The following is a 24391-nucleotide window of genomic DNA, read 5'->3' on the forward strand; positions in this document are numbered from 1 at the left end:
CGGCCGCCGCCGCGCCGCGGCGGGGCGAGGACGTCGTCCCGGGGGTCGAGGGAGGATCTCATGAAGGTCGGAGTGCCCCGAGAGGTGAAGGACCACGAGCACCGTGTCGCGCTCACCCCCGCCGGGGCCCACGAACTGGCCGGCCACGGCCACGAGGTGCTCGTCGAGCGCGGCGCCGGCGCGGGGTCGTCCATCCCCGACGAGCAGTTCGCCGCCGCCGGAGCGCGGATCGTGGACTCGGCGGAGGAGGTCTGGCGCGAGGGCGAGCTGATCCTGAAGGTGAAGGAGCCCGTCGCCACCGAGTACCCGCTGATGAGGCCGGGCCAGGTGCTGTTCACCTACCTGCACCTGGCCGCCTCGCGCAAGCTCACGGTGGCGATGCTGGAGGCCGGGGTCACCGGGATCGCCTACGAGACCGTGCAGGCGCCGAGCGGCGCGCTGCCCCTGCTCGCGCCGATGTCGGAGGTGGCCGGACGCATCGCGCCGCAGGTGGGGGCCTACCACCTCATGCGCCAGGGAGGCGGCCGCGGGGTGCTGATGGGCGGCGTCCCGGGCGTGTACGCGGCCAAGGTGGTGGTGCTGGGCGCCGGGGTGTCCGGCATGAACGCCGCCTCCATCGCCCTCGGGATGCAGGCGGAGGTCCTGCTGCTGGACAAGAACATCGACCGGCTGCGCCAGGCCGACACGATCTACCGGGGGCACCTGCGCACGGTCGCGTCGAACGCCTACGAGATCGAGCGCGCGGTCCAGGGCGCGGACCTGGTGATCGGCGCGGTGCTCGTGCCGGGCGCCAAGGCGCCGCGGCTGGTCACCAACGAGATGGTCTCCCGCATGAAGCAGGGCTCCGTACTGGTCGACATCTCGATCGACCAGGGCGGCGCCTTCGAGGACTCGCGGCCGACCACGCACGCCCACCCGACCTACCGGGTGCACGACTCGGTCTTCTACTGCGTGGCGAACATGCCCGGCGCCGTGCCGCACACCTCGACGTACGCGCTGACCAACGTGACGGTGCCCTACGCGCTGGCGATCGCCGACAAGGGCTGGCGGCGGGCGCTGCTGGAGGACCCCGCGCTGGCGCTCGGCCTGAACGTCCACGCGGGGCGCCTCGCCAACCGTCCGGTCGGCGAGGCGCACGGCCTCGACGCGGTGGACCTCGCGGAACTGCTGCGCTGACCCCGGCCGGGGCCGGGGCACGCGGTCAGGAGGACGGCGTGGCGCTCGGGGCCGCCTCGCTCGCCGCGGGGGTCGCCTCGCCGCTGGGCGCCGGGGTGGCCGCGCCGCTGGGGGCCGCCGACGGCGGCGTCGCGGGCAGCGGGTTCGCCGCGGCGGGCGCGTCGGTGCTGCCCCGGCCGGTGCACGTGGCGCCGTACTCCGGAGTGGTGGTGGGGTTCTGCTTGTACTTGGTGATGTACCTGGGCAGACGGGGGTCGTCGGGGCCCGTCAGCAGGAGCTGGTTGTTCCAGGAGCTGACCGCGACCGGGGCGGCGAGGTTCGGGAACGGGCTCAGCAGGATGTAGTCGCCGGTGACGAGCGCCTTGAGCTTGTCGATGCCGGCCTGCGGCAGGTCGGGGCGGTAGGTGATCCAGACCGCGCCGTGCTCCATGGAGTGGACGGCGTTCTCGCTGTTGATCGGCTCCAGGTAGACGCCGCACTGCTGCCAGGTGGGGTTGTGCTCGCCGCCGACGGGCGGGTTCTCCTTGTAGGAGACCTTCACCTGGGTGTGCTGCGAGGCCTCGTACTTGAACGTCTTCACCCCGTCGAGCGACGACTGCGACCGCTCGTTGATCACGTAGACGCCGACGATGCCCACCAGGAGGACGATGACAAACGCGCCGGCTCCCCACATGAGCATCGCGGTGCGACGCTCCTTGCGCTTCTGGGCCGCTTGAAGCTTGGCGAGCTGCTCCCGCCGCGCTTGCGTCCTCTCCTTGACCATCGGTCCTCCAACACCTGTCCACGCCGGTGGATGCTTATGCCGCCAGTCTTATGTGGAGGATAGTGGGTGAGTAATAACGTTTGCGTTTAACGCCCTGCAACTCACTATCCTGGCGGCCGATGAGCACCTCACGAACGCGACTGATCGTGGTCGCCCTGATCTCCTGTCTGGCGACGGCGGTCGTCATGCTGCTGGTCACCTCGGCCTCGGCTCCCCCGGGAGACGCCTCGCCGGAGGCGGGTTTCTCCCGCGACATGGCGGTGCACCACGCGCAGGCGGTGGAGATGAGCTTCGCGGTGCGCGACGCCAGCACCGACGAGCGCGTCCGCACGCTGGCCTACGACATCATCACCACCCAGACCGCCCAGCGTGGAATTTTCATGGGGTGGCTCCAGCAGTGGGAGCTCACCCAGGCCGGCACGCGTCCCTCGATGGCGTGGATGGCGGGCCACGGCCACGGCCGGGCCGCGCCGGCCGGCGGGAGGATGCCGGGCATGGCGACGGACGAGGAGATGGACCGGCTGGAGGCGGCACGTGGCAAGGACGCCGAGATCCTGTTCTTCCAGCTCATGATCCGCCACCACGAGGGCGGCGTGCAGATGGCGGAGGCGCTGCTGACGCTGTCGAGCCGCGACGAGGTGCGCACGATGGCGCGCCACATCGTGCAGTCGCAGAGCGGCGAGATCAAGTTCATGACCGAGCTGCTGAAGGCCCGCGGCGGGCAGCCCTACCCGTCGATCCTCAAGTAGGACACCGGGCCGGGCTCGGTGGCCCGGCCCGTTCCTGCGGCCCTCAGCCCTCGCGTCCGGGAGGCCCGGAGGCCATCTCCTCGGCGAGGGCGGCGGCGAAGGCGTCGACGTCCGCCTCGGTGGTGTCGAAGGCGGTCATCCAGCGGACCTCGCCCGTGGTCTCGTCCCAGGTGTAGAACCGGAAGCGCTTGCGCAGGCGGTCGGCGGCGTCGGGCGGCAGGACGGCGAAGACGGCGTTGGCCTCCACCGGGCGCGAGACGGTGACGCCGGGCACCTCGCTCACGGCCCGCGCCAGGCGCGCGGCCATGGCGTTGGCGTTGCGGGCGTTGCGCAGCCACAGGTCGCCGGCGAGCAGCGCCTCGAACTGCGCCGAGACGAAGCGCATCTTGGAGGCGAGCTGCATCGAGCTCTTGCGCAGGTAGATCACGCCGCGGGCGGCGCCGGGGTTCAGCACGACGACGGCCTCACCGAACATCAGCCCGTGCTTGGTGCCGCCGAAGCTGAGGACGTCGACGCCGGCGTCGGTGGTCAGGGCGCGCAGCGGCACGCCGAGGGCGGCGGCGGCGATGGTCAGGCGCGAGCCGTCCATGTGCAGCAGCATGCCCAGGCCGTGGCAGTGGGCGGCGACGGCCGCGATCTCGCCGGGCGTGTAGAGCGTGCCCAGCTCGGTGCTCTGCGAGATCGACACGACCTTGGGCTGGGCCCGGTGCTCGTCGCCGAACCCCCACGCCTCCGCGCCGACCAGCTCGGGGGTGAGCTTGCCGTCGGGCGTGGGCACGCTCCAGAGCTTCAGGCCGGCGGCCTGCTCGGGGGCGCCCCCCTCGTCGACGTGGATGTGCGCGGTCCGCGCGCAGACCACGGCCTCCCACGGTGCGGTCATGGCGCGCAGGCCGACGACGTTGGCGCCGGTGCCGTTGAACACCGGCCACACCTCGGCCTGGGGGCCGAAGTGCCGCCGGAACACCTCGCGAACCGCCTCGGTGTAGACGTCGCCGCCGTAGGCGACCTGGTGGCCGCCGTTGGCCTGGGCCAGCGCCCGCATGATCTCCGGGTGGACGCCCGCGTAGTTGTCGCTGGCGAACGAGCGCGCCTCGGGGTCGTGACGGCGTCGCGCGTCGGTCACGTGCTCAGGTCCAGCCGTGTGCCGTTGAGCTCCTCGGCGGGGCGGTCCCACAGGCCGGCGACGACCTCGGCGAGGTCGTTCACGTCGGTGTAGCCGGGGAACCGGCGGTCGGGGGCGGCCTCACGCATGGCGTCGTCGACCAGGGCCTTGATCACCAGGATCGTGGCCGCTCCGCGCGTGCCGCGCAGCGCGTCGGCGAGCGCGAGCGTCCAGGCCTCGGCGGCGGCCTTGGCGGCGGCGTAGGCGGCGCCGCCCTGCGTCGGCTGCTGGGCGGCCTTGGCCGACACGATCGCGAACCGGCCGGCGTCGCCGCGGCGCAGCGCGGGCTCGAAGGCGAGCGAGACGTTCTGCAGGGTGCGGATCAGCAGCTCGTGCAGGACGTCCCAGTCGGCGAGGTCGGTGTCGGCGAAGGTCTTGGACCCGCGCCAGCCGCCCACGAGGTGGATCACCCCGTCGACCCGGCCGTGCTCGTCCTCGACCGCGCGGGCCAGTGCCCGCGTGGCGGCGGCGTCGGCGAGGTCGACGGCGGTCACGCCGTCCCCGGCGTGCCGGCCGAGGCCGATCACCGTGTCGCCGCGCGCGGCCAGGCGCCTGGAGACGGCCCGCCCCGCGGGCCCTCCGGCCCCGGCGACGATGACAACCCTGCTCATCGCACCTTCTCCGTTCCCACGGCCGCGCCGGTCACGCGCGGATTCCCCTCGTGGCCTCGATCACGCCGGACAGCTTACGGCGCAGGGCCTCGTAGAACATGCTCAGGGGGAACTCGTCCGGCAGGACGGCGTCCACCACGGCCTTGGGAAAGCCGTCGACCGGCAGCGCCTCGACGCCGCGCGCCCACACCGAGGCCGGGTGCGGCGCCACGTACGCCGCCACGAGCTGGTGGGCGGCGAGCCAGTGGGCCAGCTTGGAGCGGTCGATGCCGTCGCGGTAGAGCTTCTCGACCTCCCCGCGCAGGTCGGCGACGCAGCCGGCGACCCTGTCCCAGTCGATCGCGAGCCGGTTGTCGGTCCACCGGACGACGTCGTTGCGGTGCAGATAGGCGAACAGGAGCTGGCCGCCGAGCCCGTCGTAGTTGCGCACCCGCTCGCCGGTGACCGGGAAGCGGAACAGGCGGTCGAACAGGATGGCGTACTGCACGTACCGGGCGTGCGGCACGCCCTCGCCCTCCAGCGTGACGGCCTCGCAGAAGGCGGTGAGGTCGCAGCGCAGCTCCTCCAGGGAGTAGAGCCAGTACGGCATGCGCTGCTTGATCATGAACGGGTCGAAGGGCAGGTCGCCGTGGCTGTGGGTGCGGTCGTGCACCAGGTCCCACAGCACGAACGTGTCCTGCGCGAGGTCCTGGCTCTCCAGCAGCCGGGAGGCGTCCGGCGGGAGGGCGAGCTTCAGGGTCTCGGCGGCGGCGCGGCTGACGGCGCGGAAGCGGGCGGCCTCGCGGTCGCAGAAGATGCCGCCCCAGGTGAACCGGGCCGGGGCCTGCCGCACCGCGACGGTCTCGGGGAACAGCACGGCGGAGTTGGTGTCGTACCCGGCGGTGAAGTCGACGAACTCGATGGGGACGAACATGGCGTTGTCGTAGCGCTCGCGCTCCAGCGCGGCCAGCCACTCGGGCCAGACGGTGCGGATCCAGACCGCTTCGAGGTTGCGGTTGGGGTTGCCGTTCTGGGTGTACATCGGGAAGACGACCAGGTGCTCAAGGCCGTCGGCCCGCTGGGTGTCGGGGTGGAAGGCGTCCAGCGAGGCCCCGAAGTCGGGCACGCCCAAGCCGCCGTCCCGCCAGGCGCGCAGGTCGGCCACGACGGCGTCGAGGTAGGCGGCGTCGTGCGGGAAGAGCGGCGCCAGCCTCTGGACGCCGGCCACGACCTCGTCGACGATCGGCGCCGCGGCGGCGGCGTCCTCGATCGACCCGTCCTTGGCCGTGAGCGGCCGCAGCAGCTCGACGGCGTCCTTGAGCCGGTCGAAGCCCTCGTCGGCCCTGCGCGTCCGGTCGGAGCCCGCGGGGACGCGGGCGGCCCAGGTGAGGACGTTGCCCCAGAGGCGTTCGTGCCGCAGGTCGCCGATGGAGTCGTCGCCGAACAGGTCGGAGTCGGCGAACACGACGACCCGGCCCAGGCCGTGGCGCAGGGCCACCGCGAGGGCGCGGCCGGGCAGGTCGGCGGTGGGCGAGGTCTGGAACAGGACGGTCGCGCCGGGTGGCGGGTTCAGGACGCCGGCGCGGTAGAAGCACGCCTCGCGCGCGCCCGCCGTGAGGTCGTCCCCGGCCGAGGGGACGGGCACGCCCAGCACCCACGCGGCCACGCCGTTGTAGCGGCTGACCGGGTCGTGGACGGTGGCGTGCTCGACGCCGACCCCGAACCTGGCGAGCAGCTCGTCCAGGTTGTTGCCGTACTTCTCCTGCTCGCACTCGGCGAGCACGACCAGGCCGCCGCCCGCGGCGACGTACTCCTCGATCGCGTCCATCTCCTCGACGGGCAGCGCGGGGCTTCCGTGCCCGGTCGTGCGCTCCCAGCGCTCGCCCGAGGGGTGCGCGATGACGAAGGCGTCGTGGGCGTTGAGCAGGGAGAGGGTGACCGCGCCCTCGGTGTGGGCGGCCACGGAGTGCCCGAGCCGCCGCAGCGCGTCGGCCGCGCGCGTGTAGCTGTTGTCGTCGGGGTGCGCCGGGTTGATCCTCTCCGCGACCTCACGGCGGATCGTCCAGGACTCGTTGTGCGCCTCGTCGAACAGCACCCGCGGGAAAGCCCTCATCCTTTACCCCCTCAACACACGAAAATCTACGGTTGGTCCGTTCTATATACGGAAAATATACACAGTATCCAGCCAAACCCGGGAAGCCCCCAGCGGCACGCGACCTACGGGCCGGGGTACACCCCCCGGCCATACGGGCCCCCGACTCCCCCCGGGCACAGCGCCCCCTCCCACCCCGCCCGGCCAACTCCCCCCGCCCGCGGCTTCTCGCGGCCGCCCCTCCGGCGGCGGACGGGGGCGCCGATACGCTTCCCCTCGACCCCCGTTCCGAGGAGATTGCATGCTGTCGCTGAGCCACCGGGTGGAGGGCGGGGAGCGGCTGGCGTCGCTGCTGTGGGAGTTCGGCCCCGGGTGGCGGATGATCTCCTCGGCGCTGCTGGGCGGCGGCACGGGGACGGCCGGGTGGGTGCTCAACGCGCAGGTGCGGGGCGGTTACGCCCGCATGGACCCCGCTGACCACCTGCGCGAGCTGGCTCCGGATGGGCCTGGGGTCGGCATGATGACGGCCGCCCCGGTCGCGCGCTACAACCGCGCCCACGACCGGGGAGTGGACGCCGTCGCCACGGTCGGCCTCGGGCTGCCGACCTGGGCCGCCGAACCGGAACCCGAACCCGCCTCGCTGATCCCGCCGCCCTCGCCGCCCGCCCCGGGAACGGTCAACATCATCGTGGCCGTCCCCGTGGCGGTGAGCGACGCCGCCCTGGTCAACCTGGTCATGACCGTGACCGAGGCCAAGACCCAGGCCCTGATCGAGGCCGGTTACGCCTGCACCGGCACGGCCTCGGACGCCGTCTGCGTCGCCGTGCGCGCCCAGGGCCCCGAGGAGCCGTTCGGCGGCCCGAGGTCCACCTGGGGCGCCCGGGCCGCTCGCGCCGTCCACGCGGCCGTCCTTGAGGGCGCCCACGCCTGGCGCCGCGCCCCCGAGACCCGGCCGGCCGCCGAGGCAGACTCCACTGGCCTCACCTGAGGCTGTCCAGGCCCGCCCCCTGGCCCGCGCCCCGCGACAAGGTCCGGCCGCGCCGCCTCGACCTCGCGCCGCCCCTCACAGGCCCGGCCTTCTCGACCCGCCGCGGCCGGAGGCGATGGGCCCGCCGCTCTCGCGCGACGGTGAATGGGCGTACTCGGCGAGGGTCGCCTCAAGAAAGCTGCGCCGAGGCACCATTTCTGGGACGGCGGCCGGTTGATCGAGGGCTGAGCTCTCAGACGGGTGGGGTGGGGCGGATGAGGTTGACGAGGGGGCGGCCGGTGGGGTCTTCGGTGACGCGGACGCGGGCGCCGAAGTGCCGGGCCAGGAGCGGCTCGGTGAGGACCTCGCGGACGGGGCCGGAGGCGACGGTGCGGCCGTCGGCGATGAGCAGCATCGAGTCGGCGTACTGGCCGGCCAGGCCGAGGTCGTGGATGGTGGTCACCACCGTGAGGCCGTCGGCGAGGCGCAGCCGGTCGACCAGCTCCAGCACCTGCTGCTGGTGGCCGAGGTCCAGGGCGGTGGTGGGCTCGTCCAGCAGCAGGACGGGCGCCTGCTGGACGAGCGCGCGGGCGAGCACGACCCGCTGGCGCTCGCCGCCCGACAGCCGGCCCAGGGTGCGGCCCGCCAGCTCGGCGAGGTCGAGGCGCTCCAGCACGGCCCCGGTGACCTCGCGGTCGTGGCGGCTCTCCCTGCCGAGGTGGGAGATGTACGGCGTGCGGCCGAGCAGGGTGTACTCGAAGACGGTGAGGCTCGCCGGCATCAGCGGCGTCTGCGGGGCGTAGGCCATCAGCCTGGCCCGCCGGCGCGGCTTCAGCGTGCGCGCGGGCACGCCGCCGACCAGCACCTCTCCCTCGCTCTCCAGCAGGCCCATCATGGCCCGCAGCAGCGTGGACTTGCCCGCCCCGTTGGGGCCGACGACCGCCAGCCACTCACCGCCCGACGCCGACAGCCCGACCCCGGCCAGCACCGGCCGCCGGTCGAGGGCCACGCACAGATCCCGGACCTCGACCGTCGTGCCCGCCGCGCTCACGGCTCCACCGCGCGGGTGGCGCGCAGGACGCCGACGAAGAACGGGGCGCCGATGAAGGCGGTGACCACGCCGATGGGCAGTTCGGCGGGGGCGAGCACGGTGCGGGCGACCATGTCGGCCAGGACGAGGAACGCCGCCCCGCCGATCAGGGACAGCGGCAGCACCACCCGGTAGGAGCCGCCCGCGAGCCGGCGCGCGATGTGCGGGACGACGATGCCCACGAACCCGATGAGGCCGCTGACCGCCACGGCGGAGGCCGTGGCCAGGGAGGCGGCGCACAGGATGACCAGACGGACGCGGGCCGCGCTGACGCCCAGGCTGGTGGCCTCGTCGTCGCCGACCGACAGCACGTCGAGCAGCCGGCCGTGGGCGAGCATCACGCCGATCGACACCAGGGCGTAAGGCGCGATCAGCCACACCTGCGACCAGTCGCCGCCGATGCCGCCGAGGATCCAGGCGTAGATGCGCTGGAGCTGCTCGACCCGGATCTGCTGGACGAACGCCTGCAACGCGGACAGGAACGAGGCGACCGCCACCCCGGCCAGCACCAGTGTGGCCGTGCCGCCGCCGCGCCCCGCCGTGTTGCCCAGCCCGTACGCCAGCATGACCCCGCCGACGGCGCCCGCGAAGGCGGCCAGCGGCACCAGGCCGTCCGCCTGCACCAGCACGATCACCAGCGTGGCGGTGAACCCGGCTCCGGCGGCGGCGCCCAGCAGGTAGGGGTCGGCCAGCGGGTTGCGGAACACACCCTGGTAGCCCGCGCCCGCCAGCGCCAGCAGGCCGCCGACGATCGCGGCCAGCACGACCCGGGGCATCCTGAGCTGGTAGAGCAGCCCCTGCTCCACGGGCGACAGCCCCGAGTCGACCGAGACGAACGGCAGCAGGTCGGCCAGTTCCAGCACGACGCCCTTGGCCGGGATGCCCGCCGCCCCGGTCATCAGGCCGGCGAGCACGCAGACGAGCAGGACGGCGAGCGCGACGGCGAGCGCCACCGGGCGTGACCTCGCCGCGCGCGCCGCCTCTGGTCTCAGCGGGCCGCCTTGGTGACGGCGTCGCCGACGACCTCCACCAGGTCGGCCACCCGGGGGCCCCAGCGCGAGGCCACGTCGTCGTCGAGCGGGATCACCTGGTCCTTCTCGATCGCGGTGAGCCCGCCCCAGCCGGGGCGCTTGGCCAGGGTCTCCTTGGACTGGCCGCAGCACTTGGTGTCGGCCAGGAAGATGAGGTCGGGATCGGCCTCGGCGACGAACTCGCTGGACAGCTTGGGGTAGCCGCCCGCCGGGTCGGGCGCCTTGTCGGCGATGTTGGTGAGCCCGAACAGCGCGTAGATCTGGCCGATGAAGGTCTCGGACGTCACCGAGTAGGGCGTGTTGTCCAGCTCGTGGAGGAAGGTCAGCTCGCGGTCGCGGGGCGCGTCGGCGGTCGCGGCCTCGATGCGGCTCTTCATGCCCGCCACGACCTCGGCGGCCTTCGCCACGTTACCGGTGGCGGCCCCGAGGTCGGTGATCTGGTCGTAGCCGTCGTCGAGCTTGGTGGGGGCCGGCTCCAGCAGGACGGGGATGCCGACCTTGGACAGCGCGGCCACCACGCCGCCGACGTCGTTGGCGAGCACCACCAGGTCGGGCTTCTTGGCGATGATCGCCTCGGCGTTCGGCTTGAAGCCGGACAGGTCGGTCTTGGGCGCCTCGGCGGGGTACGTCGACTGGTCGTCCACCGCGACGACCTGCGGGCCGGCGCCGAGGGCGAACAGGCTCTCGGTGGCGCTCGGCGACAGCGACACGATCTGCTCGGGCCTGCGGGGGACGGTCACCGCGCCGTTGCCGGCCTGGACGGTCACCGGGAAGGCGGCGGGCGACGCCGCGGGGGTGGGGGCTGCGGGGGTGGCCGAGGTGCCGGCGGTCTGGCCGCATCCGGCCAGCGCCACTGCACCCAGCAACACGCCGGCCAGGGCCGTGCGTACGGGCCTCACGAGAGTCCTCCAGTCGCCGGGAAGCGAGGGACCCGCGAGATGACGGATCACCCTTTTCCACGAGGGTTGACGGCGTCGGCGCGGCTCGCAGGCGACCTGGCTCGGCCGGGGGGCCTCACAGTTGCGGGACAGCGCCGGTTTCCCACCGGACTTCGCTGCGTGCCACGCGTCAGGGGAACCGTATCAACGACCTGCGTATACGGATACGACGGGTCAGCCGGAGCAGGACGACCGGCCATCGCTCCACCCGCGAAGTGTCCGCTCCCGGCGCCGACACGACGGGACATGATACGGCGAGCCGGCGCCGCCCTGCGGCGCGCAGCCCGGTGATCCGCGCATTTCCGTCAACGCGGCCAGTGGCACCTCCGTCGCCGCCCTTGGAGACGGCGCATTCGGCACGTCTTCTCAAGGGCGACCCTCTACCCGGCCCACCCCCACGGTGGCGCGAGCACCCGCCCTCAGCCCGCCGAAGGACCGAAGGAGCGGCCCAGCGACCGACCGGGGTCGCACCCCACCCGCGTCCGGCCGGTGGACCGGCATCGTGCCGATGACGCCCTCCCGGGACAGTCCCGGTGCGGGTGCCTGCGCGACGGTAGAGGGCGGGCCGGGCGAGGGTCGCCTTTGAGAGGGCGCGCCGAGGGCGCCGTTTCGCGGCGGTCCGGTTGGTCGCGGGCGGCGGCTGGGGCGTCAGGCGAGCTGGGACTCGGCGGCGGCGATGAGTTCCTGGAGGCGCAGGCCGTGGCGGGCGTCGAGGGGGTGGCCGCCGCCTCGGCGCACGGTCTGGGCGAACTCGGCGACCATGTCGGGGAAGACGTCGTAACCGAGGTCGCCGCCGTCGAGCACCTCGCTGCCGTGGCGGCCGAAGACGGCCACCTGCGAGGAGCCGCGCTCGACCCGGGCGGCCATGGACAGGGAGGCCTCGCTCACCGCGCCGCTCTCGTGCTCCAGCATCAGGCCCACCCAGCCCAGCGTGTGCCCGTGGGCGCGGATGCCGACGACGCGGCCCAGCGCGGCGTCGAGCATGTCGATCATGTGCGGGCCGACGTCGAGGATCGCGCCGCGCTCCTGCCGCCACGGGGAGTCGATGCTGTGCAGCGCGCCGGAGATGTTCACGGCGTACCCGCCGAAGACCTCGATGGCGCGAGCGCGCTCCAGGAAGGCCCGGGTGGCGGCCGAGTAGCGGAAGGTCAGCACCATCTGCGAGGGCACGCCGGCCTCGCCGACGGCGTCGGCCAGGCGCCGGGCGCCGTCGAGGTCGGCAGCCAGGGGCTTCTCCAGCAGCAGCGCCTTGCCGGCCCTCGCGGCCTTGACGGCCAGCTCGGCCTGCACGCCGGGCGGGACGCAGAACGCGACGGCCTCGCAGGCGTCGAACAGCTCCTCGACGCGCTCGTACACCGGCGCGCCGAGCCTGGCCGCCGCCTTGGGCCTGCGGGCCCAGACCCCGGCCAGGCGCGTGTGCGGGCCCTTGGCCAGCGCGGGGGCGTGTACGGCCTCGGCCCACGGCCCGGCTCCGATCAGACCTACCGACACTGGCTCCACGGCGCTCAGCTCCCCCGACGCATCCGGATGACTGCCGGTGACCCTAGCCGAGCCCGGACATTCGCCGCACGCCGTCCGAGCCGGCGACCACCCCCGCGCTCGCGGGCCGGGGGCGGGTGGTTTCCGTCACCGTCCGTATCCGGACAGCCATCCTGACAAGAGTCACTTGATCGGCGTAAGTGATCGTGATACTTCATGATAGCTGCGGCATATGCCGCAAGAGTGGTGAATTGCGGCATGAGTGGCGGTTGATGTGGGGATACGACGACCGTCAGGGTTCGCGGGAGCGCGGGACGCATGCCGTCCCCCGTCCGGGCCCGAGGTCTCCGCGCGGTACGGCGACGCCGGCCGCTCACCTTGCGTGTCCGGACGTGGCGGGCGTGCACGCCGTCGGCCGGGACGGAGGGCGCCGCGATGACGGTCGCCGCCGAGCCGGCGCGGCCCGGCACCGTCTCGCTGATCAGGCTGCTCCCCCGGCTCGCGCGCGACCCGGTGAACATGCTCGCCGACCTCGGACGCCGTTCCGGCGGCGGGATCGTGCGGCTGCGGTCGGGCCGCGTGCCCGTCTACCTGGTGAGCCATCCCGACGACGTCCAGCACGTCCTGCGCGGCCGGTGGGAGAACTACGTCCGCGAGGGCATGTTCTGGCGGCCGCTGCGACGGCTGCTCGGGCACAGCGTCCTGGACGACGGCTCGGCCTGGAGGTCCAGCAGGGACATCCTGCAGCCGCTGTTCACCGCCAGGTACGTCGCCTCGCTCGCGGAGCGGACGGCGGACGTGGTCGACCTGCGGGTCGGCGAGCTGGAGGAGCACGCCCGGTCGGGGCGGGCGTTCGACGCCGGCGAGGAGATGGCCGACGTCGTCAACGAGACCGTCGTGAAGGTGCTGTTCGGCGGCAGGCTCTCCCGCGAGCACGGGCGGCGGCTGTCCTCCGCCTACGACCACGCCGCCCGGTCGATCGCCTTCCGGCTGCTGCTGCCGTCGATGCCCTACTCGGCCAGGCTGCCCGGCGACAGGCCGTTCATGGCGGCCGTCCAGACGATCGACGACGTGATGCTCCCCATGGTCCGCCGGGCGCTGACCATGCCGGACGACGGCGCGGACGTCCTGTCGGCGCTGCTGCGCGCCCGCCGGGCCGAGCTGCCGGCGGACGGACGGCCCGCGCGGCCCGCCGAGGTCGAGGCACAGCTCCGCGACGACGCGGTCAGCGTCTACGGAGCCGCGGCGGAGTCGACCGCCACGACCCTCACCTGGCTGTGGACGCTGCTGGACGCCCACCCGCACGTCGCCTCCCGGCTCTACGCCGAGGTGGAGCACGTCGTCGGCTCCGGCCCGGTGCTCGCCGAGCACGTCCGGGAGCTGACGTACACCCGGATGGTGCTGGACGAGGTGATGCGCCTTCGGCCGTCGGGCTGGCTGTTCCCCCGCATGGCGGTCCGGGAGGACACGGTCGGCGGCGTGCGCGTCGAGGCCGGCGCCCAGATGCTGATCACCCCGTACGCCACCCACCGGCTGGACGAGTTCTGGGACCGGCCGCTGGAGTTCGACCCCGAGCGCTTCGCCCCCGGCGAGCAGGAGCGGCGGCACCGCTACGCGTACTTCCCGTTCGGCGGCGGCCCGCACCAGTGCCTCGGCAAGCACCTGTTCCTCATGTCGGCGCCGCTGATCGTCGCGGCGATCCTCAGCCGGTTCCGCCCGCTGCTGCGCGGCGACGGTCGCTACACGCCCGCCCCGGCGGGGTCGCTGCGCCCGAGGGAGAAGGTCGAGCTGGTTCTGGTGCCCGCCGCGCGCGCCAGGCAGGCGGCCCGGTGACCGCCACCGCCACCGGGCCCTGGCCGCCGGCCGTGCAGAGCGGTGTGATCTGCGCCACGGCCGGGCGCTCCCAGCGCGAGATGCGCCGGTGGGCGGCGGCCTACCCGGGCCTGTTCGCGGCCAAGCCGTTCGACGAGGCCCTGTACGGCACCGTGGCCCTGGCCATGGCCTTCAGCGGCCCGTGGCTGACCGCCGACCGGCTCGCCGTGGCCAACAAGGCCACGCTGTGGGCGTTCGCGCTGGACTGGCTGGTCGACTACGCCGGCGGGTCGCCGGCCGAGATGCGGGGCCTGCGCGAGCGGTGCGCGGCGGTGGCCGCCGGCGCCGAGCCCGCCCCCGGCGACGAGCTCGCGCTCATGCTGGCCGACATCCGGCGCGACCTGGCCCCGGCCCCGGCGTTCGCCGAGCTGGAGCGGGTCTGGCTGGAGGAGCTCGGGCGCACGCTGGACGCCATGATCAGGGAGTGGGAGTGGAAGGCGTCCGGAACCACCCCGACGGTGGAGGAGTACCTCGCCAACGCCGACAACCACGCCTTCTGCTTCGTGTTCACCTGCCACTGGATCTCCGTCGCCGAACCCGGGGCGGCCGCCGGGCTCGACCGGGTGCGTGAGGCGAGCCGGGCGGTGCAGCGGGTGATGCGCCTGCTCAACGACGTCAGCTCCTACGACAGGGACGTGAGCTGGGGCGACGTGAACGTGCTCCTGCTCGGCACCACCCGCGAGGAGGTGACCCGGCGCGTGGGGGCGCTGGCCGCCGAGGCCCGCGGGCTGCTCGCCGAGCTGCGGAGCGGGCATCCGGAGACCGCCGACTACATGGAGCGCCAGATGGACTTCTGTGCGGGCTTCTACCAGGCCGGCGAGTACTGGGGCCGTCTGTGAGCCGCGCCCGGCCCGCGGGCACCGCCCCGGCGACCGGAATGACCGAGCCCACCGGGCCCGGCCGGTCCGCGCCCCCCGGTCAGCCCGCCGGAGCCCCGCACCCGGCCCGGCCCGGCCCGCACTCCGCCCACCCCGCCCCCGGCGCGTCCATCCACCCCGCCACTGGCGGGTCCGCCCATTCCGCGCAGCCCGGCGACCCCGCCGCGTTCGCGCATGCCGCGCAGACCGGCGAGGCCGCCGGACTGGTGGCCGGGCTTCTCGCGCAGCCCTGGGGCCGGGTGACGCCGTCGGTCTACGAGACCGGCCGGCTGGTGACCATCGCCCCCTGGCTGGCCGGGCACGCCGAGCGCCTGGGCTTCCTGGCCGCCGCGCAGCGGCCGGACGGCGGGTGGGGCCCGCACGAGGACTACCGCCTGGTGCCCACGCTCAGCGCGACCGAGGCCATGCTGAGCGAGCTGCGGCGTGAACCCGCCGCCGGCCACGCCGACCTGGCCGCCCGCGCCGAGCGCGGCCTGCGGGCGCTGTTCGGCCGGCCGGGGAGCGGCGGCCCGCCGCCGCCGCCCGACCTGCCCGCCGTGGAGCTGGTCGTCCCCTACCTGACCGGCGCGATCAACCGGCACCTGCGCGACCTGGGCCCGGCCGCCGGCGCGCTCGCCGGGTGGGCGGGACGCGACCTGCCGCTGCCGGAGGGCATGGACGAAGGCAGGCTCGCGAAGGTCCGCTCGCTGGTGCGGGCCGGCGCAGCCATGCCCGAGAAGCTGGCGCACGCGCTTGAGGTGGCCGGGGACGCCGCCGAGGGCGCGCGCGGCGTCGCCCGCACGCCCGCCGGCACCGTCGGGGCGTCACCGGCGGCGACCGCCGCGTGGCTGGGAGACCGGGTGCGCCGCGAGCCCGGGGATCCCGCCCGGAGCTACCTGGAGGCCGTCGTCGCGGCGCACGGCGGGCCGGTCCCCTGCGGCCTGCCCATCACCGTGTTCGAGCGCGGGTGGGTGCTGAGCTGGCTGCTGCGCGCGGGCGTCCCGGTGCGCGCGCCCGAGCCGCTCGTGGCGTCCCTGCGCCACGGGATCGACCCCGACGGCATCGCCGCCGGACCGGGCCTGCCCGCCGACGCCGACACCACCTCCGTCGCGCTATACGCGCTGGCCCTGCTGGGGGCGCCCCGCGACCCCGCGAGCCTGGCGGGCTACCGCGTGGGCCCGCACTACCAGACCTGGCGCGGCGAGAACGGCGTCTCCACCACCACCAACGCGCACGTGCTCGACGCGCTCGGCGCGTACCGCCCGGCGGACCCGGCCATCCGGGCGCGGTACGCGGCCACGGCCGGGGGTGTGGCCGGCTGGCTGCGGGACCGGCAGCACGCGGACGGGAGCTGGACCGACCGGTGGCACACCTCCCCCTACTACGCGACGATGTGCTGCGCCCTGGCGCTGGACGCCGCCGGCCCGGCGGGCCGTCCCTCGCCCGAGGTGCGGCGGTCGGTGCGCTGGCTGCTGTCCACCCAGCGCGCGGACGGCTCGTGGGGGCTGTGGCGCGGCACCGCGGAGGAGACCGCGTACGCCATGCACGTGCTGCTGCTCACCGGGGCCGGGCGCGAGGACCCCGAGCACGCGCGGGCGGCCGTCCGCGGCGGGCTGTACCTTCGGCGCGGAGCCGTGCCGGGCGACGACCCGCCGATGTGGGTCGACAAGGACCTGTACACCCCGCTGGCGGTCGTGCACGCCGCGGTCCTGGCGGCGCTGCACCTGGTGCGCCATCATTCCGGGTTAACAGTGGGATACGGGTCGGCAGGCGGCGAACGTGCAGCGAGATACTAAATAACCCTTAACTAGACATCTTTACTTAAATAACTCCATCTTGTCGCGCGGTAATTAGTCCCATGCTAGGGTTTCTCGGGTGTGATGCCACGGTATGCCGTATTAACTTCTCATACGGCGTCCTGGCAGGCTGTACCGAGCAGCCGCGCCACCACGTTAATCCCCGTTAACCGGGTGTGGTTTCCTGACTTTCGCCAGGGATGGAGTTATGCGCTTCCGCAACTCGCGGGTCCGGACCAAGGTGACAGCCCTTCTCCTGTCGCTCGTCGCGCTGTGGGGCTTCGCCGCCTGGGTGACGCTGCGCGAGGGCCTGAACCTGCTGTGGGTCTCCACACTCGACACCAGCGTCTCACAACCCGCCGAGCGGCTGATCATCGAGCTGCAGCGAGAGCGCCGCCTCACCCTGGTGCTCCTGGGCGGCCCGGTGTCCACCGGGCGCAAGAGCGCCCTGACCGCCCAGCGCGTCCGGTCGCTGCAGGCCGGGGCCGAGTTCCACCCCCTGATCTCCGACAGCGGCGTGCGGCGGGCCGCCAGCGACATGGTGCTGCGGCGCCTGTCGGCCGCCGACCGCGCCGTACGCGGCCTGACGGTCCTGCGCGAGCGGATCGACGCCGGCGAGGCCGACCGCTACGCCGCCGGGGACACCTTCACCCAGGTCATCGAGTCGATCTACAACATCTACGACGGCCTGGCCACCCTGGACGACCAGCAGTTCGCCCACGACACCCGCACCCTGGTCGCCCTGGCCCGCGCCCGCGAGCTGCTGGCACAGGAGGACGCGTTCGCGGCCGGCGCCCTGGAGACCGGCGGCTTCGGCCCGGCCGACAGCACCCGGTTCACCCAGATCGTCGGCGCCCAGCGGCTGTCGCTGGAGCGGGCCGTGGCCGAGCTGCCCCAGTCGGACCGCGCCTCCTTCGACGACCTGCTCGCCGGCGACGCGTTCCAGCGGTTCCGCGACCTGGAGGACCGGCTGGTCCAGGCCAGGTGGCGGGCCGGCGGCGCGCCCGTCGACGCCGAGACCTGGAGCACGACGACCGACACCGTGCTCACCCGGCTCGACCGGCTGGTCACCGCCAGCGGCGACGCGCTGGTCGACCGCGCCACGCCCCTGGCCACCGGGGTCATCGTCCGGCTCGTCCTGGCCGGCGGCCTCGGGCTGCTCGCCGTCATCGCCTCCATCATCCTGTCGATCACCACGGCCCGCGCCCTCGTGCGGCGGCTGGAGGAGCTGCGCACCGCCGCCCTGGACCTGGCCGCGCGGCGCCTGCCCGGCGTCGTCGAGCGCCTGGGCCGCGGCGAGGACGTCGACGTGGCCGCCGAGGCGCCGCCGCTCGCGGTCGGCGACGACGCGATCGGCGAGGTCGGCCGGGCGTTCAACACCGTGCAGGAGACGGCGATCCGGGTGGCGGTCGAGCAGGCCGAGCTGCGGCGCAGCTACCGGGGCATCCTGCTCAGCCTGGCCCGCCGCACCCAGTCGCTGGTGCACCGTCAGCTCACCGTCCTGGACGGCATGGAGCGGCGCGTGACCGACCCCGGCGAGCTGGCCGACCTGTTCCGCGTCGACCACCTCGCCACCCGCATGCGGCGCAACGCCGAGAACCTGATCGTGCTGTCGGGCGCCTCGCCCGGCCGCGCGTGGCGGCGCTCGGTCCCCATGGTCGACGTCGTCCGCGGCGCGCTCGCCGAGATCGAGGACTACACGCAGGTCGTCCTGATGCCCATGGGCGAGACCGAGCTGGCCGGCCGGGCGATCGGCGACGTGATCCACCTGCTCGCCGAGCTGATCGAGAACGCGGTCTCCTTCTCCCCGCCCTACGCCACGGTGCAGGTCAGCGGGCAGGTGGTGGCCAACGGGTACGTGATCGAGATCGAGGACCGCGGCCTCGGCATGCTGCCCGCCGACCTGGCCCTGGCCAACGAGCAGATCGCGAACCCGCCGGACTTCAAGCTCACCGACACCCCGCGCCTCGGGCTCTACGTGGTCAGCCGCCTGGCCTCCCGCCACCGCATCCAGGTGACGCTGAAGCCGTCCCCCTACGGCGGCACGACCGTCGTGGTCCTGCTGCCGCGCGAGCTGACCGGCGACGAGAGCGAGACCTCCTCCGGCGCCGTCCCCGCCGGCTCGGGCACGCGCCCCGCGCCCGGCCTGGACGCCGCCCCCGGCCGGGTGGAGCGCCCCGAGTGGTTCACCCGGCTCGAACGCGACGACCGGGCCCTGGAGTCGCCGGCCGTGGTCGCGCCGCCCATCCTGAGGGACGACACCCCTGACGACGGCCACGACGAGCCCGGCCACGCGCCGGGCCCCCTGCCCGAGGCCGGCCTCGCTTCGGGCCCCGCACCCGGCGAGGCCGGTCTCGGCCCCGTGCCGGAGCAGGGCCGCGTGCCCGCTCCCCCGGCCGAACCGGTGGCCGCCCCCGGTCTCCCGGGCCGCCGGTCCGGCACGCCGCCCCAGCCCGAGCCCGAGCCCGTCCTCGACGCGGCTCCGGACGCCGTGACCGCCGAGGCGGCGTACACGCCCTCCGGGCTGCCGCGCCGCGTGGCGCAGACCCACATCGCCCCCGCGCTGCGCCAGGACGCCCCGGAGCCGGTCGTACGGGCGCGGGAGGACGACCGCTCGCCCGAGGAGATCCGCAGGCTGATGGGCGCCTTCCAGTCGGGCACCGAGCGCGGCAGGTCCGAGGCGGAGCGGCTGCCGGGGCCCGACGACGGCCGGGAGAAGGGCGGCGGCCTGCCCAAGCGCCGCCGATGACGACCTCCGGCGTTCCCCGCACCGTGCTCGCGGGGATCGGGCGCCGTCCCGCGGGGCGGCCGCACCGGCCCCGGACGCGCCCTCGCGTCCGGCGGAGCACGACCCGAGACGACTTCCAGGCACGAAGGAGCGTGATGACGAGCCTCGCCAACGACCCCGGACAGGAACAATGGCTGGACGAGGAAGCGGGAAGGATCGTCCGGCCCTACGTGATGACGCGTGGCCGGACCCAGCCCAGCCGGGGCAAGATCGACCTCATCACGCTCGTGATGACCACCGGCTCGGCCGCCCCCGCGGAGCCGGGGCTGGGCCCCGAGCACCACTCCATCGTCAAGATGTGCGACGAGGTCCTGTCGGTCGCGGAGATCGCCGCCCACCTCGACCTGCCCGCCGGAACCGTGCGCGTCCTGCTGGGCGACCTGGTCGACCGGGGGCTGGTCGTGCTCCAGGAGCCGCACCGGGAGTCGGACATCCTGGACCTGGACACCTACAAGGCGGTGCTCAATGGCCTTCGCGCGCTCTAGCCGCGACGCCGGACGGGCCGAGCTGCCCACCGCGATCAAGATCCTGGTCGCGGGCGGCTTCGGCGCGGGCAAGACGACCATGGTCGGCTCGGTCTCCGAGACCCGGCCGCTGCGCACCGAGGAGACCCTGACCGACCGCGGCATGGGCGTCGACGACGTCTCGGGCGTGGAGACCAAGGGGACCACCACGGTCGCCATGGACTTCGGCCGCATCTCGCTCGGCGCCGACTACGTGCTCTACCTGTTCGGCACCCCCGGGCAGGAGCGCTTCTGGTTCGTCTGGGACGAGCTGGCGCTGGGCGCCATGGGCGCGGTCGTGATCGCCGACACCCGGCGCCTGGCCGACTGCTTCCCTTCGGTGGACTACTTCGAGCGGCGCGGCACTCCGTTCGTGGTGGCCGTCAACTGCTTCGACGGCGCCCCCACCTACGAGCTGGGCGAGATCCGGCTCGCGCTCGGCCTCGGCGACGCCATCCCCGTCGTGCTGTGCGACGCCCGCGTGCGGCAGTCGAGCAAGGACGTGCTGATCACGCTGGTCCAGCACGCCATGGAGACCCGGGTCGCCTCCTCCACCGTCGCGCACTGACGTCCCGGTCCCACCGTCCGAGGCGGATCACTCCGGCCAGTCGGAGTCCTGGATCACCTGGACGAAGTCGACGCGGCGGAAGCCGGGCAGGAAGTGCTCCAGCACGTCCGCGTTGACCGTCCCGAAGGTCGTCTCGGGCCGGTCCTTGAACCCGGCCGTGAACGCCGCGAGGATGGCGCGCTTGAAGCCGGGACGCGGATGGGCCGCCGTGACCGCCTCGACGTCGCGCGGGTCGAGCCCGCGGTAGCCGATGCCCAGCACGTCGGTCTCGACGCCCGCGGTGACCAGCGCCACCTCCGGCTCCAGCCGGTAGGGGACCTCCGGGGTGGTGTGCAGGGCGATGGCCTCCCACACCTTGCGGACGTCGTGCTCGGGCACGCCGTGCGAGGCCAGGAACCGGCGGGCCTCGTCGGCCCCGTCGAGCTCGAAGCGCTGGCCGGTGCGCCGGTAGGTCTCGGTGAGCCCGAGGTCGTGGAACATGGCGCCGACGTACAGCAGCTCGGGGTCGGCCTCCAGCCCGAGCCGCCTCCCCTGGAGGGTGCCGAAGAGGAAGACCCGGCGGGAGTGGTCGTACACCAGCGGGGTGGCGGCGTCCCTGACCAGCTCGGTGGCCTCGGCGGCGAGCGCCGAGTCGGGGATCGTCACATCCGCGATCTTCTCGCCCATGGTGGTCGGTCCCTCCCTGCCGTGCCCCGCGCTCGCGCGCCTCTCCCTCCACTGTCGCAATCGGCGCCGGCGAGGGCCGCACCGAGGTCGGTCAGGCGTCGTAGGCGGCCAGGGCGTGGAAGACCTGCTTGGGCTCCCAGTCCATGTCGGGGTAGGCGGTCCCCTTGCCGCCGGGGAGCATCTTGACCACCCCGTACGACGACAGGTCCAGATCGTGGCGAGGGTCGGCCCGGTGCGGGGAGTTGTAGGCGGCGAAGGTGAACCAGAAGGCGGCCTCCACGCCCTCCCGCCGGAAGATCTCCAGCATCTCGTGCAGGTAGGTCACCTGCTCGGCCTCGTCGCGCTGGAAGTCGCCGGTGAGCCGGGGCGGGTCGGCGTCGTGGTCGACGATCGCCCACGCCATGCCGCCCCGGTCGGCGGCCCCCTTGTAGGCGCAGGTGCCGAACTCGGTGACCACCACCGGCTTGCCGTGCCGGAAGTGCCCCCGCAGCTCCTCCAGGTAGCCGGCGGCGTTGCGCCGGTCGCGGTAGCTGTCGACCGCCACGACGTCGAAGGGGCTCCAGTCGATCTGCTCCCAGGGCCCCGCCGCGTAGGTGACCCTGCCGCCGAACCGCCCCCGCGCGACGACCGCCGTCTCGGCCAGGAAGGCGTCGACCTCGTCCGGCAGCGTGCGCAGCCGCTCCCGGGCGAGGGGGTCCCTCATCGAGGAGACCAGGAACTCCAGGCGCTCGGCGTACGTGCGGCCCGGCAGGAAGCCGGCCGCGAAGACGCTCATCTCGCACCCCGTCACCAGCACCACCTCGGCGCCGCCTGCCCGCAACCGCTCGGCCCGGTCGGCGCAGTCGGCGAAGTACGGGCGCATCCGCTCGCGGGTCATCTCACACGGGAACGGGGCGAACCACACCTCCAGCCCCGCCTCGGCCGCGTACCGCCCGGCGACGGACAGCCGCTCGGGCAGGCCCCCGGAGACGCGGACGGCGGTGCAGCCGAGATCGTCGGCGATGATCCGCATCTCGCGCCGGACCGTCTCGGGGTCGAACGACTCCCGCGAGGAGGAGCCGCCCGGGAAGAACCCCGTGTCGTAGTTGATGCCCTTGCCACGCATGCGCGCCGATCCTCTCCGTCGTGGGCGGAGACGTGGTCGCCGGTCCCGGGCGTCCGGTTCGGTCCCCCGCCGACTCCAATCTCGCGCACGTCCGTCCCCCGCGCGCGGCGCCCGAGGCTTCCCGGCGCGCGTCCGCCGCCATATCTTGGTCGGGCGTCCGTCCCCCCGCCTCCCGCTCCGGCGGCCGGCCCGCCCCGCAGAGGAGAAGCCGTGAGAAGGCCGTTCCGGTTCGCCGCCGTCATCCGTGAGGCCGAGTCGGCCAAGAGCTGGGCGGACCAGGCCCGGCGCCTGGAGGACTCCGGCTTCGAGGTGCTGCTCGTCCCCGACCACCTGGTGGGCGCCCGGTTCGCGCCGGTCGCCGCGCTCGCCGCCGCCGCGTGCGCCACCAGCAGGCTGCGCGTCGGCACGCTGGTGTTCGCCAACGACTTCCGCCATCCGGCCGTGCTGGCCAAGGAGGCCGCCACCCTCGACGTGCTGTCGGAGGGCCGGCTGGAGTTCGGCGTCGGCACCGGCTGGATGGCGTCCGACTACGCCTCGGCCGGGCTGCCGCTGGAGACGCCGCGCGTCCGCGTCGCCCGGCTCGCCGAGGCGATCACCGTGCTCAGGGGGCTGTGGTCGGACGGCCCCTTCACCTTCGAGGGCGAGCACTACCGGGTCACCGAGCTCGACCAGTGGCCCAAGCCCGTCCAGCGGCCCGGCCCCCGGCTGACGGTCGGCGGCGGCGGGCCCCGCCTGCTGGAGCTCGGCGCGCGGGAGGCCGACGTGCTGAACATCACGACGCGTGTCCTGCCCGACGGCTCCGGACCGGACCCCGCCGACAGCGCTCCCGGGGCCTTCCTGGCGAAGCTCGCCGCCGTCCGCGAGGCCGCCGGCGACCGCTACGACACGCTGGAGCTCGGCACCACCATCATGCACCTCGGCGTGCGCGAGCCCGGCGCGCCGGCCGCCGCCGACACCCGGGACGACACCCCCCAGGTGCTGCTCGGCACCCGGCGGGACGTCGTCGACCGCCTCCTGCGCTGGCGCGACGATCACGACGTGTCGTACTACGTGCTGCACGACGAGCCCGACCTCGACGCCTTCACCCCGATCGTCGAAGAGCTCGCCGGGCGGTAGAGGGAGGAGGATGGGCGGTTATGGATGAGCTGATACTTCTGCGGCACGGCGAGACCGAGTGGAGCCGCGACGGGCTGCACACCGGGCGCACCGACATCCCGCTCACGCCCCGGGGCGAGGAGCAGGCGCGCGCCCTCGCCGGCGCGCTGGAGGGCCTGGCCGTCTCCCTGGTGCTCACCAGCCCCGCCCTTCGCGCCCGCCGCACGGCGGAGCTCGCCGGCCTCGCGCGGTGCGAGGTCGACACGAACCTGTGGGAGTGGGACTACGGAGGTTACGAAGGCATCACCACCCGCGACATCCGCAAGACACGGCCGGGGTGGTACCTGTGGCGCGACGGCGTGGTGCCCGGCGACGCCGAGCACCCGGGCGAGACCGCCCGGCAGGTGGGCGAACGGGCCGACAAGGTGATCGCGCGGATCGCGCAGGCCGAGGGCACCGTGGTGGTGGTCTCCCACGGGCATTTCCTGCGCGTGCTGACCGCCCGGTGGCTGGGGCTGCCCCCGCAGGACGGGCGGCTGTTCAAGCTGGACACCGGCACGGTGTCCGTCATGGGGTTCGAGCACGGCGAGCACGTGGTCACCCGCTGGAACGGGCCGGTGGGCACGCGGTGACGACGGGGGCCCGGCGGTGCCGGGGCGTAGGCCCGCGGCGGGGTCCGGCGTTCGGGGTGGCCGGCACGGGAGCGCCGCGGGCGGGGTGGTGAGGGCGCGGCGTCAGGCGAGCGGCACCGGCTGTGGCTGCGGACCGCGGCCGGTCAGCCATTCGAGCACACGCCTGTGGCCGCGGCGGGCGTCCTCGAAGTGACCCCAGCGCCAGTATCGCGGCTGGTCACGCACTCCGGTCACCCAGGTGCGGTAGGCGACCGACCGGACGCCGTCCTCTTCGGAGGCCGCGGACGCGACTCCGTACGTACGGATCACGACGCGGCCTCCGGGCGCGAAGAGCACGTCGTCGGCCACGGGATAAAGCGTCATCTGGTCCAGCATCACCGGCCCCCGAAATCCTCAGGAAGTGGACATGTCCCCAGTGTGCCGGATCGATGGGCAAGCCCGGTTACGCCGATGCGCGCTCTCCCGTTAACCG

The 24391-nt window shown here is 74.0% G+C and carries 22 protein-coding genes and 1 riboswitch; of the genes, 11 read left to right on the forward strand and 11 right to left on the reverse strand.

Annotation, left to right across the window (positions count from 1 at the left end; all coding sequences use genetic code 11):
* Positions 1 to 60 precede the first annotated feature (60 nt).
* Entirely contained in the window at positions 61 to 1176 is a 1116-nt protein-coding gene (gene ald / locus PYR91_RS04475; protein WP_279777637.1) for an alanine dehydrogenase, read from the forward strand.
* Between the two features lie 25 nt (positions 1177 to 1201).
* Here ald and PYR91_RS04480 read toward each other — a convergent pair whose 3' ends face one another.
* Complete coding sequence (locus PYR91_RS04480; RefSeq protein WP_279777638.1) at positions 1202 to 1939, reverse strand: DUF3105 domain-containing protein; 738 nt, start codon at positions 1937 to 1939, stop codon at positions 1202 to 1204.
* Between the two features lie 119 nt (positions 1940 to 2058).
* Here PYR91_RS04480 and PYR91_RS04485 point away from each other — a divergent pair, with 119 nt between their 5' ends.
* Positions 2059 to 2688, forward strand: a complete 630-nt coding sequence (locus tag PYR91_RS04485; protein ID WP_279777639.1) for a DUF305 domain-containing protein — start codon at positions 2059 to 2061, stop codon at positions 2686 to 2688.
* A 43-nt stretch (positions 2689 to 2731) separates the two neighbouring features.
* Here the strand turns inward: PYR91_RS04485 and PYR91_RS04490 are convergent, their stop codons facing one another.
* From PYR91_RS04490 to PYR91_RS04500, 3 genes are read right to left on the reverse strand one after another with little or no spacing between them, the layout of a single operon-like run.
* Positions 2732 to 3811, reverse strand: coding sequence for a beta-eliminating lyase-related protein (locus PYR91_RS04490; protein WP_279777640.1), 1080 nt, complete (start codon positions 3809 to 3811; stop codon positions 2732 to 2734).
* Entirely contained in the window at positions 3808 to 4461 is a 654-nt protein-coding gene (locus PYR91_RS04495) for an SDR family NAD(P)-dependent oxidoreductase (RefSeq protein WP_279777641.1), read from the reverse strand. Before PYR91_RS04495 ends, PYR91_RS04490 begins: the two co-directional genes overlap by 4 nt.
* Before the next feature lie 31 nt (positions 4462 to 4492).
* Positions 4493 to 6553 carry a DUF6421 family protein gene (locus PYR91_RS04500; protein ID WP_279777642.1) on the reverse strand — a complete coding sequence of 687 codons (2061 nt, stop codon included), beginning with the start codon at positions 6551 to 6553 and terminating at the stop codon, positions 4493 to 4495.
* A 280-nt stretch (positions 6554 to 6833) separates the two neighbouring features.
* Here PYR91_RS04500 and PYR91_RS04505 point away from each other — a divergent pair, with 280 nt between their 5' ends.
* A complete protein-coding gene (locus PYR91_RS04505) occupies positions 6834 to 7520 on the forward strand; it encodes an adenosylcobinamide amidohydrolase (RefSeq protein WP_279777643.1) in 687 nt (228 codons plus the stop codon).
* A gap of 232 nt (positions 7521 to 7752) precedes the next feature.
* Here PYR91_RS04505 and PYR91_RS04510 read toward each other — a convergent pair whose 3' ends face one another.
* From PYR91_RS04510 to PYR91_RS04525, 4 genes are all read right to left on the reverse strand, one after another.
* Positions 7753 to 8550 carry an ABC transporter ATP-binding protein gene (locus PYR91_RS04510; RefSeq protein WP_279777644.1) on the reverse strand — a complete coding sequence of 266 codons (798 nt, stop codon included), beginning with the start codon at positions 8548 to 8550 and terminating at the stop codon, positions 7753 to 7755.
* On the reverse strand, positions 8547 to 9542 hold the full coding sequence (locus PYR91_RS04515; RefSeq protein ID WP_279777645.1) for an iron ABC transporter permease: 996 nt from the start codon (positions 9540 to 9542) through the stop codon (positions 8547 to 8549). Before PYR91_RS04515 ends, PYR91_RS04510 begins: the two co-directional genes overlap by 4 nt.
* Before the next feature lie 35 nt (positions 9543 to 9577).
* Positions 9578 to 10519, reverse strand: coding sequence for an ABC transporter substrate-binding protein (locus tag PYR91_RS04520; protein ID WP_279777646.1), 942 nt, complete (start codon positions 10517 to 10519; stop codon positions 9578 to 9580).
* Between the two features lie 95 nt (positions 10520 to 10614).
* Positions 10615 to 10670, reverse strand: a riboswitch (cobalamin riboswitch).
* 536 nt (positions 10671 to 11206) lie between these two features.
* Entirely contained in the window at positions 11207 to 12049 is an 843-nt protein-coding gene (locus PYR91_RS04525) for a Gfo/Idh/MocA family oxidoreductase (RefSeq protein ID WP_279777647.1), read from the reverse strand.
* A 423-nt stretch (positions 12050 to 12472) separates the two neighbouring features.
* Here PYR91_RS04525 and PYR91_RS04530 point away from each other — a divergent pair, with 423 nt between their 5' ends.
* The 6 genes from PYR91_RS04530 (at position 12473) to PYR91_RS04555 (ending at position 20421) form a co-directional block, all read left to right on the forward strand.
* Positions 12473 to 13870 carry a cytochrome P450 gene (locus PYR91_RS04530; RefSeq protein WP_279777648.1) on the forward strand — a complete coding sequence of 466 codons (1398 nt, stop codon included), beginning with the start codon at positions 12473 to 12475 and terminating at the stop codon, positions 13868 to 13870.
* Complete coding sequence (locus tag PYR91_RS04535) at positions 13867 to 14748, forward strand: terpene synthase family protein (protein WP_279777649.1); 882 nt, start codon at positions 13867 to 13869, stop codon at positions 14746 to 14748. Before PYR91_RS04530 ends, PYR91_RS04535 begins: the two co-directional genes overlap by 4 nt.
* Before the next feature lie 38 nt (positions 14749 to 14786).
* Positions 14787 to 16562, forward strand: coding sequence for a prenyltransferase/squalene oxidase repeat-containing protein (locus PYR91_RS04540; protein ID WP_279777650.1), 1776 nt, complete (start codon positions 14787 to 14789; stop codon positions 16560 to 16562).
* A 208-nt stretch (positions 16563 to 16770) separates the two neighbouring features.
* The gene (locus PYR91_RS04545; protein WP_279777651.1) at positions 16771 to 19311 is read left to right on the forward strand and encodes a nitrate- and nitrite sensing domain-containing protein; all 2541 of its coding nucleotides are present in this window, start codon (positions 16771 to 16773) and stop codon (positions 19309 to 19311) included.
* A gap of 134 nt (positions 19312 to 19445) precedes the next feature.
* Positions 19446 to 19835, forward strand: coding sequence for a DUF742 domain-containing protein (locus PYR91_RS04550; RefSeq protein ID WP_279777652.1), 390 nt, complete (start codon positions 19446 to 19448; stop codon positions 19833 to 19835).
* A complete protein-coding gene (locus PYR91_RS04555; protein ID WP_279777653.1) occupies positions 19816 to 20421 on the forward strand; it encodes an ATP/GTP-binding protein in 606 nt (201 codons plus the stop codon). The genes PYR91_RS04550 and PYR91_RS04555 overlap by 20 nt, the downstream gene beginning before the upstream one ends.
* Positions 20422 to 20448: 27 nt before the next feature.
* On the opposite strand, the gene PYR91_RS04560 is transcribed toward PYR91_RS04555, so the two are convergent.
* Together PYR91_RS04560 and PYR91_RS04565 are read right to left on the reverse strand one after the other, a co-directional pair.
* On the reverse strand, positions 20449 to 21087 hold the full coding sequence (locus PYR91_RS04560; protein WP_279777654.1) for an HD domain-containing protein: 639 nt from the start codon (positions 21085 to 21087) through the stop codon (positions 20449 to 20451).
* A 91-nt stretch (positions 21088 to 21178) separates the two neighbouring features.
* Complete coding sequence (locus PYR91_RS04565; RefSeq protein ID WP_279777655.1) at positions 21179 to 22192, reverse strand: hypothetical protein; 1014 nt, start codon at positions 22190 to 22192, stop codon at positions 21179 to 21181.
* 210 nt (positions 22193 to 22402) lie between these two features.
* On the opposite strand from PYR91_RS04565, the gene PYR91_RS04570 reads away from it, so the two are divergent.
* Together PYR91_RS04570 and PYR91_RS04575 are read left to right on the forward strand one after the other, a co-directional pair.
* Entirely contained in the window at positions 22403 to 23308 is a 906-nt protein-coding gene (locus PYR91_RS04570) for a TIGR03621 family F420-dependent LLM class oxidoreductase (RefSeq protein ID WP_279777656.1), read from the forward strand.
* Positions 23309 to 23328: 20 nt separating this feature from the next.
* The gene (locus PYR91_RS04575) at positions 23329 to 23919 is read left to right on the forward strand and encodes a histidine phosphatase family protein (protein WP_279777657.1); all 591 of its coding nucleotides are present in this window, start codon (positions 23329 to 23331) and stop codon (positions 23917 to 23919) included.
* A 102-nt stretch (positions 23920 to 24021) separates the two neighbouring features.
* Here PYR91_RS04575 and PYR91_RS04580 read toward each other — a convergent pair whose 3' ends face one another.
* Positions 24022 to 24282, reverse strand: a complete 261-nt coding sequence (locus tag PYR91_RS04580; RefSeq protein ID WP_279777658.1) for a hypothetical protein — start codon at positions 24280 to 24282, stop codon at positions 24022 to 24024.
* Positions 24283 to 24391 lie beyond the last annotated feature (109 nt).

It is taken from the genome of Sphaerisporangium sp. TRM90804 (genome assembly GCF_029846175.1).
Classification (GTDB): domain Bacteria; phylum Actinomycetota; class Actinomycetes; order Streptosporangiales; family Streptosporangiaceae; genus Sphaerisporangium.